Here is a 14,485-nt window from a genome sequence, read left to right on the forward strand (position 1 = left end):
TCCCGAGCCACGTCTCTCGAACTGCCGAACCGACAAGCACTCCGGATGGCTGCGTCACCAGGCCATCGGAGCCGCGGGGGTGTGTCCCGCTCACTTGAGCTTAACCGGCGAGTAACGAGCGCGCCAGCCCTGGCGGCCTGTGCACTGGCACACAGTTGTCCCGACACAGCGCGTTCACCGCTCTAAACTCAGCGTCATGGATGAGGAGTTCCGCTCGCTGACGGACCGGCTCGGGGACGAGGCCGGTGAACCGGAGTTCTTCCGGCGGCTGCTCGCCACCGAGGACGACGAGGAGCTGGCCCTGGTCCTCGTAGAGCGTGAACACCCGCTGTGGGCCCGCGAGATCGCGGCGTTCCGGCTCGGCTGCCGGGGCGACCGCCGGGCCTTCGAGACCCTGATCCTCCTCCTCAACCACCGTGATCCCGAGCGCTGCGTGTCCGCCGCGCACGCCCTGCGGCTCCTCGGTGACCCCCGGACCCCCAGGGCGGCCGCCGCGCTCGCCACCAACAGCCTCCGGACGGCCTACGCCCTGCACCCGGTGCGGCTGCTGACCGCTCTGCGCGCACCCGAGTCCGTGCCGGCTCTGGTCAGTACGCTGCGCCGGCTGCTGGCCCCCGGCGAGCCGCACTGGCGGGTCGCGCTCGCCTGCGTCGAGGGGCTGGGAACCCTGGAGGACGCCGGCGCCCGCCCGGTTCTGGAGGCGGCGCTCCCGCACCCCCGGCTCGGCAGGGCGGCGGAGGAGGCGCTCAGCCGGTTGCCGGCGGGGTGAGCGCGCGGACGTAGCGGACTTCCGCCAGCCGTGAGGTACGCGCGCCGGCGCTCGGCGTCCTGGGCGATTTCCATCGCGTCCAGGTAGGTCTGCGGAATCAGACCCGCGTACGCCTGGCGCCGGCCGCGCACCCCGATCTCGGCCACGGCGGCGCGGTCGTCGGGAGGCATCTCGCGTATACGTACGCCGGGGGCGTGTGGGAACGGAGCCGTGTGGTCAGGCGGCCCGTCCTGGTGCACGCCCCCGGCGGCAGGCCCGGTCCCGTCAGCCGCGGAAGCCGAGCAGGCCGTGCAGTGTGCTGCCCTTCGTGTTCGTGGCCGCCTTCGTGGCCGGGGCGGGCTTCGGCTCCGGCAGTGCGTCGCACACCGCGTCCGCGCCGCTGCCGCCGCCCGTCGGCACGGTGCCGTCGGTGAGGTAGTCCACCAGGTGGGCGTCCAGGCAGTCGTTGCCGCTCAGTGTGATGCCGTGGTTGCCGCCGCCCTGCTCGACGACGAGGCCCGAGCCCTTGAGCCTGCGGCTCATGGTGACGCCGCCCTCGTACGGTGTGGCGGCGTCGTCGGTGGCCTGGAGGATCAGCGCGGGCGGAATCCCGTCGTTCGTGACCCGCACGGGCTCCAGCGGCTCCACCGGCCAGGTGGCGCACGGGGCGTTGTACCAGGTGTTGTTCCATGACATGAAGGGCGCCTTGCGGTGGGCGCGCCAGGTGTCGTTGCGCCAGGTGTTCCAGTTCCGGGGCCAGCCGGCGTCGCGGCACTGCACGGCCGCGTAGACGGAGTACCCGTTGTCACCGCTCCTGTCGACGGCCGCGAAGTCCTCGTAGGCGGTGGCGAGCGCCTCCTGGTCCTTGTCGTTCACGTACGCCGCGAACGCCTCCGCGAGGCGGGGCCAGTAGCCGTTGTAGTAACCGCCCGGCATGAAGGTGTCCTCGAGCTCGCCCGGCCCCACCTTGCCTGCCGCGGGCTGCTTCTTCACCGCGTCGCGCATCCCGTACCACGCGGCTTCGACCGCGGCCGGGTCGCTGCCGAGGCCGTACGTGGCGTCGTTCTTGGCGACCCACGCGGCGAACGCCTTGTGGCGGGCGTCGAACGCGTGGTCCTGGCCGAGGTTGTCCTCGTACCAGACGCCGTCCGGGTCGACGACCGAGTCCAGCACCAGCCGTCGTACGCGCTCCGGGAACAGCTTGGCGTAGACCGCGCCCAGGTAGGTGCCGTAGGAATAGCCGAAGTAGTTGATCTGCGGTGCGCCGAGGGCCCGGCGGATGACGTCGAGGTCCTTCGCGGCGCTGACGGTGTCCATGTACGGCAGCAGGTCGCCGTGCTTCTCCCCGCATGCGGCGGCGAAGGAGGCGGCCCGGTTGCGCGCGGTCGTCTCCGCCTCGTAGGAGTCAGGCACGGTGTCGGGGCGCACGGAGTCGAAGTACTTCGGCAGGCAGTCCAGGGCGGGGGTGCTCTTCCCCACCCCGCGCGGGTCGAATCCGATCACGTCGTACTGCGCGGCGAGCTTCTCGGGCAGTGAGGACGCCACGAAGCCGGCCATGGAGAGCCCGCTGCCGCCGGGACCGCCCGGGTTGACCAGCAGCGGTCCCTGCGACTTCTTCGCGGTGTGCGGGATCCGGGACAGGGCCAGGGTGACCTGCCTGCCCGACGGGTTGTCATGGTCGAGCGGAGCGCGGACGGTTGCGCACTGCAGAGCCGGATACGACTTCGTCCCGCAGCCGGTCCAGCTGGGCGACGCGGCGGCCGGGGCGCCCGGACCCGTCCCGGCGGGCGCGGCGGGCGCGGTGGACGCGGTGGACGGCACGGCGGTCACCAGACCCGCGGCCGTGGCGCCGACGGCGACCAGAATTCCTGCACGTTTCGTCATATGGCCTCCCGAGGTCGGGGATTACGGCTGTGGGTGGCACAGCCCCCGCCGCATGCTTCCCGGAACAGGCTCCGGAAGGACGCGTGTCGTCGAGAGTTGACCCGTTCGGGCAGGGAGACCGGTGCGGTCAGAGCAGGGTCAGCTGGGTCGGGCCGGGCGCGTGGCCGTCCGTCACGGCCGCCGGGGTCTCGCGGACGACGCGGCGGGCGCCGCCCCGGTCGGCGGGGCCGATGCCGAACTCGGCCGCCAGCTCGTGCACCCGGCGGGTGATGCCCCGCTGGTACCAGGTCGGGGCGTACGCCCCGTCCGCGTACAACCGTTCGTACCGTCGCACCAGGTGCGGGTGGTGGTTCGCGAGCCACTGCATGAACCACTCACGGGCGCCGGGCCGCAGGTGCAGGACGAGCGGGGTCACCGAGGTCGCTCCGGCGGCGGCGACGGCGCGGACCGTGGCGCGCAACTGGTCGGGGTGGTCGCCGAGGAAGGGGATGACCGGGGCCATCAGCACCCCGCAGCCGATCCCGTTGTCGGTCAGGGCGCGTACGACGTCGAGGCGGCGCTCGGGGGAGGGGGTGCCCGGCTCGACGGTGCGCCACAGCTCCGGGTCGGTGAACCCGACGGAGACGGAGACGCCGACCTCGGTGACCTCGGCGGCCTGTCGCAGCAGGTCGAGGTCGCGAAGGATCAGAGTGCCCTTCGTCAGGACGGAGAAGGGGTTCGCGTGATCCCGCAGGGCCGCGATGATGCCGGGCATCAGCCGGTAGCGGCCTTCGGCGCGCTGGTAGCAGTCCACGTTCGTGCCCATCGCGATGTGCTGGCCGTGCCACTGGCGGGAGGCCAGGTGACGGCTCAGCAGTTCGGCGGCGTTCACCTTGACGACGATCTGGGAGTCGAAACCGAGACCGGTGTCGAGGTCCAGATAGCTGTGGGTCCTGCGGGCGAAGCAGTACACACAGGCATGGGTGCAGCCCCGGTAGGGGTTCACGGTCCATTCGAACGGCATGCGGGAGGCCCCGGGCACCCGGTTCACGATCGAGCGGGCCCGGATCTCGTGAAAGGTGATTCCTCTGAATTCAGGGGTGTCGAAGGTGCGCGTCGTCACCGCGTCCGCGGCGAAGAGTGCGCCGTTCCCTGTTTTTGTGGTGTTCTCTGCCAGATTGTCCCAGCGCATGAGCGCCTCCTTCGTAGCACTCCGCAGAGAATAGAACATGTGTTCCCTTGATCGTGCGCGGCAGACCTCGGGACCCGATTTTGAGGGGCCGCACCCGAGGTGGTTGGCTCAGCAGCACCCCGAACAACCGAGTGCTGGAGGAGCAGGCATGGCGCAGGTCGAGGCCACGACAGAGCGGATCATCGCGGCGGACGCAGAGACGGTGTTCGATGCGCTGGCCGACTACAAGGAGGTCCGGGGCAAGGTGCTGACCGGGCACTTCAGCGAGTACGAGGTGCGCGAGGGCGGAGACGGCGAAGGCACCCTCGTCCACTGGAAGCTCCAGGCCACCAGCAAGCGGGTCCGCGACTGCCTGCTCGAAGTCACCGAGCCGACCGACGGACAGCTGATCGAGAAGGACCGCAACTCCACGATGGTCACCACCTGGACCGTCACTCCGGCGGGCGAGGGGAAGTCCAAGGCCGTCGTCACGACGGTGTGGAACGGCGCCGGCGGCATCGGCGGCTTCTTCGAGAAGACTTTCGCGCCCAAGGGCCTCGGCCGGATCTACGACGAGCTCCTGCAGAACCTCGCCACCGAGGTCGAGAAGTAGCCCTGCTTCACCTGCTGTTGGCGCTACGGCCGGCCTCACCGGAACGAGTGGTTTTCCGGGGTGGCCGGTTGTGCGCCGTAGTGCCTCCCACCGGCGCATAAGCCCTCTGTACGCGCCGTGTGTGCGCCCGGTCGCGTTTGCCCCGCCTTGCCGCCTGATGCGAGAAATGAGCGGCGCAGCTGCGATGAGGGGAGCGTCACGTGGTGGGTGGGATCACTCTGGTGAAGGACGAGCCGGGAGGCACGGAGTACAGGCCGCCCGGGTCCCGGGCGGAGCCCGGCACCGAGGTGGCGTCCGAGTCGCCCCCGCCGCCCTCCGCCTCCGGACCGTCCGCGCCGCCGGACGGGATCAGCCCCCGCAGGGTCCGGCTGGTCTTCCTCGGGCTGATGCTCACCCTGCTGCTCGCGGCGCTCGACCAGATGATCGTCGCCACGGCCCTGCCGAAGATCGTCGGCGAACTGCACGGCCTCGACAAGATGTCCTGGGCGGTCACGGCCTATCTGCTGGCCTCCACGATCGGCCTCCCGCTCTACGGGAAGCTCGGCGACCTCTTCGGCCGCAAGGGCGTCTTCCAGTTCGCGATCATCGTCTTCACCATCGGGTCCGCCCTCGCCGGCTGGTCACGCACCATGGACGAACTCATCGCCTTCCGGGCCGTCCAGGGCATCGGCGGCGGCGGACTCATGATCGGTGTCCAGGCGATCATCGCCGACATCGTCCCGGCCAGGGAACGGGCCCGCTACATGGGCCTCATCGGGGCGGTCTTCGGTCTCGCCTCCGTGGCGGGGCCGCTCCTCGGAGGCTTCTTCACCGACCACGCCTCCTGGCGCTGGTGCTTCTACATCAACGTGCCGTTCGGCCTCGTCACCCTCGCCGTCATCGCGCTCGTCCTGAAGCTGCCCAAGCCGGCCGTCCGCCCCCGCCTCGACGTGCTGGGCGCGTTGCTGCTGGCAGCCGCGTCGACCTGTCTGGTGCTGCTCACCAGTTGGGGCGGTACGGAGTACGACTGGGGTTCGCGGACCGTTCTGGGGCTCGCCGCCGGGGCTCTCGGAACGACCCTGCTCTTCCTCGTGGTCGAGCACCGGGCCGCCGAACCCATCATCCCGCTGCGCCTGTTCCGTGACTCCGTCTTCAACGTCACCTCGCTGGTGGGTGCGGTCGTCGGGGTCGCGCTCTTCGGTGCCGCCAGCTATCTGCCGACCTACCTCCAGATGGTCGAGGGCGTGTCCGCCACCGAGTCCGGGCTGCTGATGCTGCCCATGATGGGCGGCATCGTCGTCGCCTCCGTCGTCTCCGGCCAGCTGGTCTCGCGCACCGGCCGGTACCGCGTCTATCCGCTGGTGGGCGGAGCCGTCTCGGCCGTCGGCATGTGGCTGCTGTCCCTCCTCGACACCGGCACCTCGGCACTGGAGTACGGCATCTGGCAGGCCGTCCTGGGGATCGGGATCGGCCTCGTCATGTCCATCCTGGTGCTGGCCGTGCAGAACTCCGTACGCCCCTCCGACCTGGGCACCGCCACCAGCGCCCACAACTACTTCCGGCAGATCGGCGGCAGTGTCGGCGCCGCGATCTTCGGCACCCTGTTCGCCGGGCGGCTCTCGGACGCGCTCGGGGTGCGGCTCCCCTCCGGCGCCGACCTGCCTGACCCGGAGTCGATCACCCCGCAGCTGGTCCACACCATGGAGCCCGCGCTGCGCGACGCCTACATCCAGGCCTACGCCGACGCGATGCCACGGATCTTCCTCTACCTGGTGCCGGTGCTCCTGCTCGGCCTGTTCCTCGCCTTCTTCCTCAAGGAGAAACCGCTGGTGTCCCACCACACCCCCCAGACGGCCCCCGACCCGGGGACCGTTGCGCACTCCACGGTCCCCGCCGCCCGCACCGACCCCGGCCCACCGCAGCCCGGGCCGCTCCCCGGGACCCCGGTGCGCGGATGCGTCCAGCACTCCGACGGCACGACGGTGGGACGGGCCGCGCTCACCCTCATCGACGGACAGGGGCGGCAGGTCGGACGGGGGGCGAGCGGCGACGACGGGCGGTACGCGCTGAGCGCGCCCGCGGCCGGTTCGTATGTGCTGATCGCCGCCGCCGGCGGGCACCAGCCGCAGGCCGTCAGCGTCACCGTCAGCGAACGGCCGGTGGACCTCGACGTGGTCCTCGGCGGGGCGGGCCGGCTCGCCGGAGCCGTTCTCACGCCCGACGGCGCACCCGTCCGCGATGCCGCGGTGACACTCACCGACGTGCGTGGCGAAGTCGTCGCGACCACGCGCACCGGGCGCGAAGGCGCCTATGTCATCAGCGAGCTGGTCGCAGGTGAGTACACCCTGGCGGCGAGCGCCCCGGCATTCCGTCCGGCGGCCCTCCCGGTCAGCGTGCAGGCCGCCCGGGAGACCAGGCAGGACATCGAGCTGGCGGGAGGCGCAGTCCTGCGCGGGGTCGTGCGCGCCCCCGGCGGACGGGCCGTCGAGGACGCGAGGGTCACGCTGCTGGACGCTGCGGGCAACGTGGTCGACACCCTCACCACCGGCTCGGACGGGGCGTTCCGGTTCGTGGACCTGTCGACAGGTGAGTACACCGTGATCGCAGCCGGCTACCCGCCGGTCGCCACCGTCCTCCAGCTCCCCGGAGGCGGACGGACCGAACGCGATCTCCAGCTGGGTCACGAGGACTGAGGGCCGCCGGTGTGCGGGGGTGCGCGGGAGCCCCCGCACACCCCCGGGCGCCGGTGGGCGGGGGTGCGCTGGAGCCCCCGCACACCCCCGCTCACCGGTCTCTCAGGGCAGCAGCCGGGGCTTCCGTCTCGCCGCGACGTCCTCGACCCAGCCGAAGCACATCACCGCGGCCGCTATCAGCACCCACGCGACGCCGAACTGAGTCCACAGGCTGCCCAGCGGCAGGTGCTGTTCCAGCGCGGGCACCTCCCACATCAGGTCGATCAGCGGCACCGCGGCCATCAGCGCCACCTCGTGCCAGAGATAGACCGTGACCGCGCGGGCGTTGAGGACCGTGACGATCCGGTCGGCCGTCCGATGGTGCACGAGTCCGTCGAAGCGGGGCCGGAAACGCAGCAGGAGCAGCACGAATCCGGCCGACCACAGAGCCTGGGCGAGCGGGATGTCGTCCAGGTCGAGCGAGCCGTCCACCGGATGTCCCGTCGCCCACCCGGCACCCGCGGCCATCAGCGGCACCGCGACGGCAACCGCTCCGGAGCCGCGCAGGCGGTCGAGCACACCGTCACGGTGCGCGAAGCCCAGCAGCCAGCAGAACAGGAAGACCGAGGCGTCAACGATCGCGCTCCCGACCCGGCCGTCCGGGACCCCGGACACCGCCCCCAGCACCACGACGGGCACCAGCGACAGGGCGAGCACGGGTAGCGGTGCGAGCCTGAAGAGACGCAGCAGCAAGGGTGAGACGAGCACGAACCACAGATAGGCGCGCAGGTACCAGAGCACCGCCCACGCCTGCTCACCCCACGCGTTGCCGGGCGGATCGCCGACCGGCAGCACCCAGAGCAGCACGTCGGGACCGGGTACCCAGCCGTGCAGCAGCATCGCCACTCCGAGCACCAGACCGAACAGCCACACCGGGACCAGCAGCCTCCGCAGCCTGCTGCGGAGCACCCCGGGAGCCGGCCGCTCCAGCGAGCGGGCCATGAGCGATCCGGCGAGCGCGAACATCACGCCCATGGACGGGAAGACGTATCCCAGCCAGGGCCACTCGAAGGTGTGGTACGTCACCACCCGGACGAGCGCCACGGCCCGCAGCACGTCGAAGGACCGGTCGCGGCCCGTGGCCGTGGCGGCCGCCGGGGGCGGTGCGGGATCCGTCCTGCGGTGCGCCCCCGCCACTACGACGCCCCCACGCGGGGCGTGCCCACCTCACCGGTGCGTTTCAGCTTCTGCCATCGCAGCCGGCCGCCGGTCGCCGCGGTGACGCAGGAGTGGATCAGCACGAGGTACATCAACTGCCGGTACGCGAGCTGCTGGAGGGGCAGCATCAGCAGGTACCTGTACTTCTCCCGGTCGAGACGGAAGGCGTACGCCGCACAGAACAGCTGCACGGCCAGGACCGCCAGCCAGGCGAGCAGGGAGGCCCGGAAGTCCACGAAGACCATCGCGTAGACGGTGAACACGTCGATGAGCGGCGCGAACACCGGGGTGACGATCTGGAAGAGGACGACGAGCGGCATGCCGACCCGGCCGAAGCGCCCGGACGGCCCCCGGTCGGTGACGGACCGGCGGTGCTTCCACAGCGCCTGCATGGTTCCGTAGCTCCAGCGGTAGCGCTGACGCCACAACTGGCCCAGGGACGCGGGTGCCTCGGTCCAGGCGCGGGCGTGCTCGGCGTAGACGACCCGCCAGCCCGCGCGGTGGAGCGCGATGGTGATGTCGGTGTCCTCGGCCAGCGTGTCCTCGCTCATCCCGCCGACCTCCAGCACCGCCTGCCGCCGGAAGGCCCCGATGGCGCCGGGAATGGTGGGCATGCACCGCAGCAGGTCGTACATCCTGCGGTCGAGGTTGAAGCCCATCACGTACTCGATGTGCTGCCACGCGCCGATCACCGTGGACCGGTTGCCGACCTTCGCGTTGCCCGCGACGGCGCCGATCCCGGGGTCGGCGAACGGCTGGACGAGCTGGTGCACCGTGTCGGGTTCGAAGACGGTGTCCCCGTCCATCATCACGACGATGTCGTGGCGCGCCTGCCGCACCCCGTTGTTGAGGGCTGCCGACTTGCCGGCGTTCTCCTGCCGGATCACCCGCACATCGGGCAGGCCGAGCGATTCGGCGATCTCCGCGGTGCCGTCCGTCGAGCCGTCGTCGACGACCACGATCTCGATCGGATGGGTGCTCGCGGCAAGGGAGTTGAGCGTACTGGCGATGCACTCCTTCTCGTTGTACGCGGGGACGATCACACTGACCGGCCCGGTCACCTCGGGACCCCAGGAGAATCTGCGCCGGTTCCGTTGCCGGTGGTGGCGCCGGGCGAGCAGGAGCATCATGCCGAAGCGGCCCAGAACCGCGACGCCCACGACCGCCAGCACCGCGGCCAGCCCCGGCACGGTCCACTCGGCGACGGCGACGGCGGCGAGCAGCGCGCGGCCCTCCCAGAGGCTGGCGGTGTCGGCCTTGCGGTGGGCTGCCTGTTCCGCGTCGCCCTGCGTGGCGCCGGCCTGCGCGGGGCCGGGCCGGGCGGAACCTGCCGTCCCGGCGCCGTTCTCCCCGGCGGCGTTCCCTCCCGCGGTGTCCGTCCCGGCGCCGTTCTCCCCGGCGGCGTTCCCTCCCGCGGTATCCGTCCCGGCGCCGTTCTCCCCGGCGGCGGCGTCCTGCTGCTGCGCGCCGCTGACGGTGGTGAAGGTGTAGCCCGCGGCCTTCATCTTCTCGATGTACTTCGGCAGGGCGGCCAGTGTCTCGGAGCGGTCGCCGCCCGCGTCGTGGAAGAGCACCGAGGCGCCCTCGCCGTCCTCCGGCGTCGCCCACTTGATGATCTTGGAGACGCCCGGCTGCTGCCAGTCCTCGCTGTCGGTGTCGATGAACACGCTGGTGTAGCCCATCGCGCCCAGCCGCTCGTAGACGGGCCAGCTGTAGTCGTCGATCGCATCGGTCTTCGAGGAGTACGGGGCCCGGAACAGCGTCGTCGTGATGCCCGCCGCGCCCGCCAGGGCGAGCTGGGTCTGGGCGATCTCCCGCTTGACGCGGGCCTCGCTCTGATACGAGAGGTCGACATGGGTGAAGGTGTGGACCCCCACCTCGTTTCCCTCGTCGACCATCCTGCGGACGACGTCCGGATAGCGCGAGATCATCGAGCCGACGAGGAAGAAGGTGCCCGGCACGTCGTTCTCGTCCAGGATGTCCATCACCTTCCCGCTCCACTCGGGATCGGGGCCGTCGTCGAAGGTCAGCACGATGGTCTTGTCCGGCACGGACTGCGTGCGGGCGGTGCCGCCGGGGAAGCTCAGAATGGGCCCGCCCTCCAGCACGTCGTCGGGCACCGTGTCCGCCGCGGCGTCGGTGCGCACCCGCTGGTCGTTGCCGACCTCGGCGCGAAGATAGCCGTCCAGCAGCATCGTGCAGACGAGCCCCAGCAACAGCAGCAGTGCCATGATCACGCGCGGCCGGGGGACTGCCTGACGCCCTGCCAGGCCGATCCTGCCGGGAGTGGCGTGTCTACGGCGCGGAGCGGCCATCAGTTCGTCCCACCCGATGCCGATGCCGATGCCGACGCCGATGCCGTCGCCCGGCCGGACGGTGTCGCCCCTTCGGACGCCGACGGGGCAGGCGCGCCGCTCGGCGGCGCGGTGCCACCGGGCGGCATGCCGTAGCCGGGCCGCATCCGGCCGTCCGGGCCGGCCTCCGCGGCCGGACCGCCGTCGAAGGGGAGCAGCTGGGAGGGGGTCAGGGAGATCCCGCCCATGAAGGCGAGCCCGAGCACGGCGGCGTAACCCACGCAGACGGTGCCCAGCAGCATGCCGGCCCGGCGCAACAGCCTGGCCCGGCGCCCGGAGCTGTCCACGAAGACGGGCCCCTCCTGGGGCCGTTCCGCAGCGCGGCGGCGCTCGGCCGAGCGGGCCGGGCCTGCGTGTGCCCGGCGACGGCCGCGCGGCGCCGGGTCTTTGTCGATGACGGGGTCGGATTGCATGTGCGCATGGTGGCGAAGCTTGATGTGCGAAGTCTGGAGCTTTCCTGGCCGCACACTGTGAAACGGGCCCGAACCTGTCGGACCGCTGAGAGTGCGCCGGGTGCGACAGGCCCGCTCCGTTCCGCCCACCCCCTCCCCAGCAAGGGAGTTGGCGGCTTGTGAGGGGCACATGAGGCCTCTTCCCATGAATTCCCTGTGTCTTCGCTCAAGCTCGTGGTGTGAGAGGTTCCAGGTGTCCCGGCAGCACCGGCTGCCGTTCCGGGCGACTCTCCGAGAGCAGGTGCACATACGTCATGCAAAGGCGCACACGGATTTCCTCAGCCCTTGCCGGGCTGGTAGCGCTCGGCCTCGCGTGCTCCGCCTGCTCGACGGGCGGCGTCGCCGATCAGGCGAAGGGGTCCGCGCCGCCCCCGCCGGCGGCCGCGCGGACCGACTACACGCCGTACGTCAGCGCGACGACCGCTGCCGACACCGATGGCGCGGGGTCCCCCGACACGTACAACCTGGCCTTCGTCACCTCGGGCACATCCGGCTGCACCCCCCTGTGGGGCGGCACGACGGCAGCCACCAGTGAGGTGGTCGCGGCCCGCGTCGACGAGCTCACCGGGACCGGGGCGGACATCCGGGTCTCCTTCGGCGGCGCGGCGGGCACCGAGGCGGCGCTGGCCTGCGACAGCGCGGAGGAACTGGCCGACGCCTACGCGGAAGTACTCGACGCCGTCGGCGCCACGAAGGCGGACTTCGACATCGAGGGCGACGCGCTGGGCGACACCGCCTCGGTCACCCGCCGCAACGAGGCGCTGGCCCTGCTCCAGGAGAACCGCGACCTCGACGTCACGTACACCCTGCCCGTCATGCCCGACGGACTGGAGGACACGGGGACCGCCGTCCTTCAGGACGCGGTGGACCAGGGTGTCGAGATCTCGGCGGTGAACATCATGGCGATGAACTACAGCACCTCCCACAGCGGCGACATGGGCGACTACGCGGAGGAGGCCGCGGAAGGCGCACACGGCCGGCTCGTGGAAGTCCTCGGCCTGTCGCAGGACGCGGCGTGGGAGGCGCTGCACATCACGGTGATGATCGGGGTCAACGACGTGGAGGGGGAGACGTTCACCCTCGACGACGCGGCGTCCCTTCGTTCCTTCGCCACGAGCCACGGGGTCGGCGCGCTCTCCCTGTGGGCGGCCTTCCGCGACCAGGAGTGCTCCTCGGAAGTGGACACGACGACCGCCTCGGACACCTGCAGCGGAGTCGAGCAGGAAGCGGGCGCGTTCGCCGAAGCGCTGAGCGGCTGAGAGGCGCCGGGACAGCTCAGCGCAGCGGGGCCTCCCTGACCAGCCTCATCAGGGCCTTGGCCCCAGGGCTCATGGCCCGGGCCGGCGGAAGCACCACGACGCTCTCGTAGACCGGCCGCTCCGCACCGGCGAGGTCCACCGCGACCAGGCCCCCCGCTTCCGGCTTACGGGAGAAGTGGTGCGGCACCACCGCGACACCGAGACCCTCGTGCACCAGCTCCAGCAGGCTGTGCACGTCGCTGACCTCCAGCGCCACCGTGCGGCGGACCCCTGCCGCGGCGAACGCCTCGTCCGCCGCGCGCCGGGGCCCCCAGTCAGGGTGGAAGTCGATGAACGACTCGCCGTGCAGCTCGCTCCACGCCACCCGGGAGCCCTCCTCGGCGAACCGGTGGCCGGGAGCGCACAGGACGACCATGGGCTCGCGTGCCAGCGGCACGAGCTCGCCACGCCACTCCGGCGGGCTGACGGTCGCGGCGAACGCGAGGTCCAGCCGGCCGCCGGCCACTCCTTCCAGCAGGCTGGACGTGCCCTCCTGCCGCAGCCTGATCTCCATGTGCGGGTGCTCACGGTGGAAGGCCGCGAGCAGCCGCGCCGTGCTGACCCCGGCCACACACTGCTCCACCCCCAGCGTCAGCGTGCCCCGCAGCAGCCCCCGCACCGCGTCGACGGCGTCCCGTGCCGCCCGCGCTCCCGCCAGCGTCCGCTCCGCCTCCACCAGCAAGGCCGCCCCCGCCTCGGTGAGCCGCACCGTCCGCGTCGTCCGGCTGAACAGCGGGGTCCTCAGCTCGTGCTCCAGCGCCCGGACGGACGCGGACAGCCCGGACTGGGACACGGCCAGACGTTCGGCCGCGCGGGTGAAGTGCTGCTCCTCGGCGACCGCGACGAAGTGCTCCAGCTGACGCAATTCCATGATTGAGCAATTTAGACGATGAATCCCAGCGGAATCTCCTGTTGGACCGCTGGATCGTTCTCCGTCAGTCTTGGGGGCGCGCACCAGACCTGGCGCGCCCCTACGCCGTGCCCCGTGGAGTGCTCGTATGTACCTTCCGTCCGCCGACCGCTACGCCGCCATGCCCTACCGGCGCACCGGGCGCAGCGGCCTGCTGCTCCCCGCTCTCTCGCTCGGGCTCTGGCACAACTTCGGAGGCGACCGGACCCCCGAGAGCCAGGGCGAGATCCTGCGCAGGGCCTTCGACCTCGGCATCACCCACTTCGACCTCGCCAACAACTACGGCCCGCCGCCCGGTTCCGCCGAGACCGCCATGGGCCGGGCCCTGAAGACGGACTTCGCCGGACTCCGCGACGAGATCGTCATCTCCACCAAGGCGGGCTACCACATGTGGGAGGGTCCGTACGGGGAGTGGGGCTCCCGCAAGAACCTCCGCTCCTCGCTGGACCAGAGCCTGAACCGTCTCGGCCTCGACTACGTCGACATCTTCTACTCCCACCGCTTCGACCCGGACACCCCGCTCGAGGAGACGATGGGCGCCCTCGACGCCGCGGTGCGGCAGGGCAAGGCTCTCTACGTCGGCGTCTCCAACTACTCGGCCGAGCAGACCCGCGAGGCCGCCCGCATCCTGAACGAGCTGGGCACCCCCCTCCTCATCCACCAGCCGCGCTACTCCATGCTCGACCGCTGGGTCGAGGACGGACTGCTGGACGCCCTGGACGAGCTCGGCACCGGTTCCATCGCGTACTCCCCGCTGGAGCAGGGCATCCTCTCCGACCGCTATCTGAACGGCATCCCGGAGGGGTCGCGCGCGGCGGGGACCAGCCCGTTCCTCTCGGCGGAGGCCGTCACCCCGGACCTCGTCGGCCGGCTGGGCGCGCTGAACGACCTGGCGCGGGAGCGCGGACAGTCCCTCGCCCAGATGGCGCTCGCCTGGGTGCTGCGCGGAGGCCGGGTCACCTCCGCCGTCGTCGGCGCGAGCAGCGTCGCCCAGCTGGAGAACAGCGTCGAGGCGGTCCGCGGCCTGGAGTTCGGCGAGGACGAGCTCGCCCGGATCGAGGAGCTCGTCAAGGGCACCGGCCGCGTCTGATCCTCCGAGGCGGTCCCGTGATCCCTCAGCCGTCCGCCGCCCGGCACCCGGGCGGCGGACGGTTTCACCGGACTGGACCAGTGACAGATCACGAGGGCTCTGGCCCGGTGCTGTCCC

At 71.5% G+C, this 14,485-nt stretch carries 11 protein-coding genes; 5 read left to right on the top strand and 6 right to left on the bottom strand.

Annotation, left to right across the window (positions count from 1 at the left end; all coding sequences use genetic code 11):
• Positions 1–196: 196 nt before the first annotated feature.
• Positions 197–769: an adenylosuccinate lyase gene (locus tag HED23_RS12820; RefSeq protein WP_203183538.1), complete on the top strand. Its 573-nt coding sequence runs from the start codon at positions 197–199 to the stop codon at positions 767–769.
• 264 nt (positions 770–1,033) lie between these two features.
• Here the strand turns inward: HED23_RS12820 and HED23_RS12825 are convergent, their stop codons facing one another.
• Positions 1,034–2,632 (bottom strand): alpha/beta hydrolase, encoded by a 1,599-nt coding sequence (locus HED23_RS12825; RefSeq protein ID WP_203183539.1) that lies wholly within the window; start codon positions 2,630–2,632, stop codon positions 1,034–1,036.
• A 127-nt stretch (positions 2,633–2,759) separates the two neighbouring features.
• A complete protein-coding gene (locus tag HED23_RS12830) occupies positions 2,760–3,803 on the bottom strand; it encodes an Rv2578c family radical SAM protein (RefSeq protein WP_203183540.1) in 1,044 nt (347 codons plus the stop codon).
• 148 nt (positions 3,804–3,951) lie between these two features.
• Between HED23_RS12830 and HED23_RS12835 the strand changes: the two genes are divergently transcribed.
• Positions 3,952–4,395 carry an SRPBCC family protein gene (locus tag HED23_RS12835; RefSeq protein WP_203183541.1) on the top strand — a complete coding sequence of 148 codons (444 nt, stop codon included), beginning with the start codon at positions 3,952–3,954 and terminating at the stop codon, positions 4,393–4,395.
• Positions 4,396–4,595: 200 nt separating this feature from the next.
• Positions 4,596–7,067, top strand: a complete 2,472-nt coding sequence (locus tag HED23_RS12840; protein ID WP_203183542.1) for an MFS transporter — start codon at positions 4,596–4,598, stop codon at positions 7,065–7,067.
• 102 nt (positions 7,068–7,169) lie between these two features.
• Here HED23_RS12840 and HED23_RS12845 read toward each other — a convergent pair whose 3' ends face one another.
• Genes HED23_RS12845 through HED23_RS12855 form a run of 3 tightly spaced genes read right to left on the bottom strand, consistent with a single transcriptional unit; the run spans position 7,170 to position 11,031 of the window.
• On the bottom strand, positions 7,170–8,243 hold the full coding sequence (locus tag HED23_RS12845) for an acyltransferase family protein (RefSeq protein ID WP_203183543.1): 1,074 nt from the start codon (positions 8,241–8,243) through the stop codon (positions 7,170–7,172).
• Entirely contained in the window at positions 8,243–10,579 is a 2,337-nt protein-coding gene (locus tag HED23_RS12850) for a bifunctional polysaccharide deacetylase/glycosyltransferase family 2 protein (RefSeq protein WP_203183544.1), read from the bottom strand. Before HED23_RS12850 ends, HED23_RS12845 begins: the two co-directional genes overlap by 1 nt.
• Positions 10,579–11,031, bottom strand: coding sequence for a hypothetical protein (locus tag HED23_RS12855; protein WP_203183545.1), 453 nt, complete (start codon positions 11,029–11,031; stop codon positions 10,579–10,581). The genes HED23_RS12850 and HED23_RS12855 overlap by 1 nt, the downstream gene beginning before the upstream one ends.
• Before the next feature lie 293 nt (positions 11,032–11,324).
• Here HED23_RS12855 and HED23_RS12860 point away from each other — a divergent pair, with 293 nt between their 5' ends.
• Positions 11,325–12,329 (top strand): chitinase, encoded by a 1,005-nt coding sequence (locus tag HED23_RS12860; RefSeq protein WP_203183546.1) that lies wholly within the window; start codon positions 11,325–11,327, stop codon positions 12,327–12,329.
• A gap of 16 nt (positions 12,330–12,345) precedes the next feature.
• Here HED23_RS12860 and HED23_RS12865 read toward each other — a convergent pair whose 3' ends face one another.
• Positions 12,346–13,239, bottom strand: a complete 894-nt coding sequence (locus HED23_RS12865; protein WP_203183547.1) for a LysR family transcriptional regulator — start codon at positions 13,237–13,239, stop codon at positions 12,346–12,348.
• Positions 13,240–13,366: 127 nt separating this feature from the next.
• On the opposite strand from HED23_RS12865, the gene HED23_RS12870 reads away from it, so the two are divergent.
• Entirely contained in the window at positions 13,367–14,368 is a 1,002-nt protein-coding gene (locus HED23_RS12870; RefSeq protein WP_203183548.1) for an aldo/keto reductase, read from the top strand.
• The last annotated feature ends 117 nt before the right edge of the window (positions 14,369–14,485 follow it).

This window comes from Streptomyces pratensis (assembly GCF_016804005.1).
Lineage (GTDB): Bacteria > Actinomycetota > Actinomycetes > Streptomycetales > Streptomycetaceae > Streptomyces > Streptomyces pratensis_A.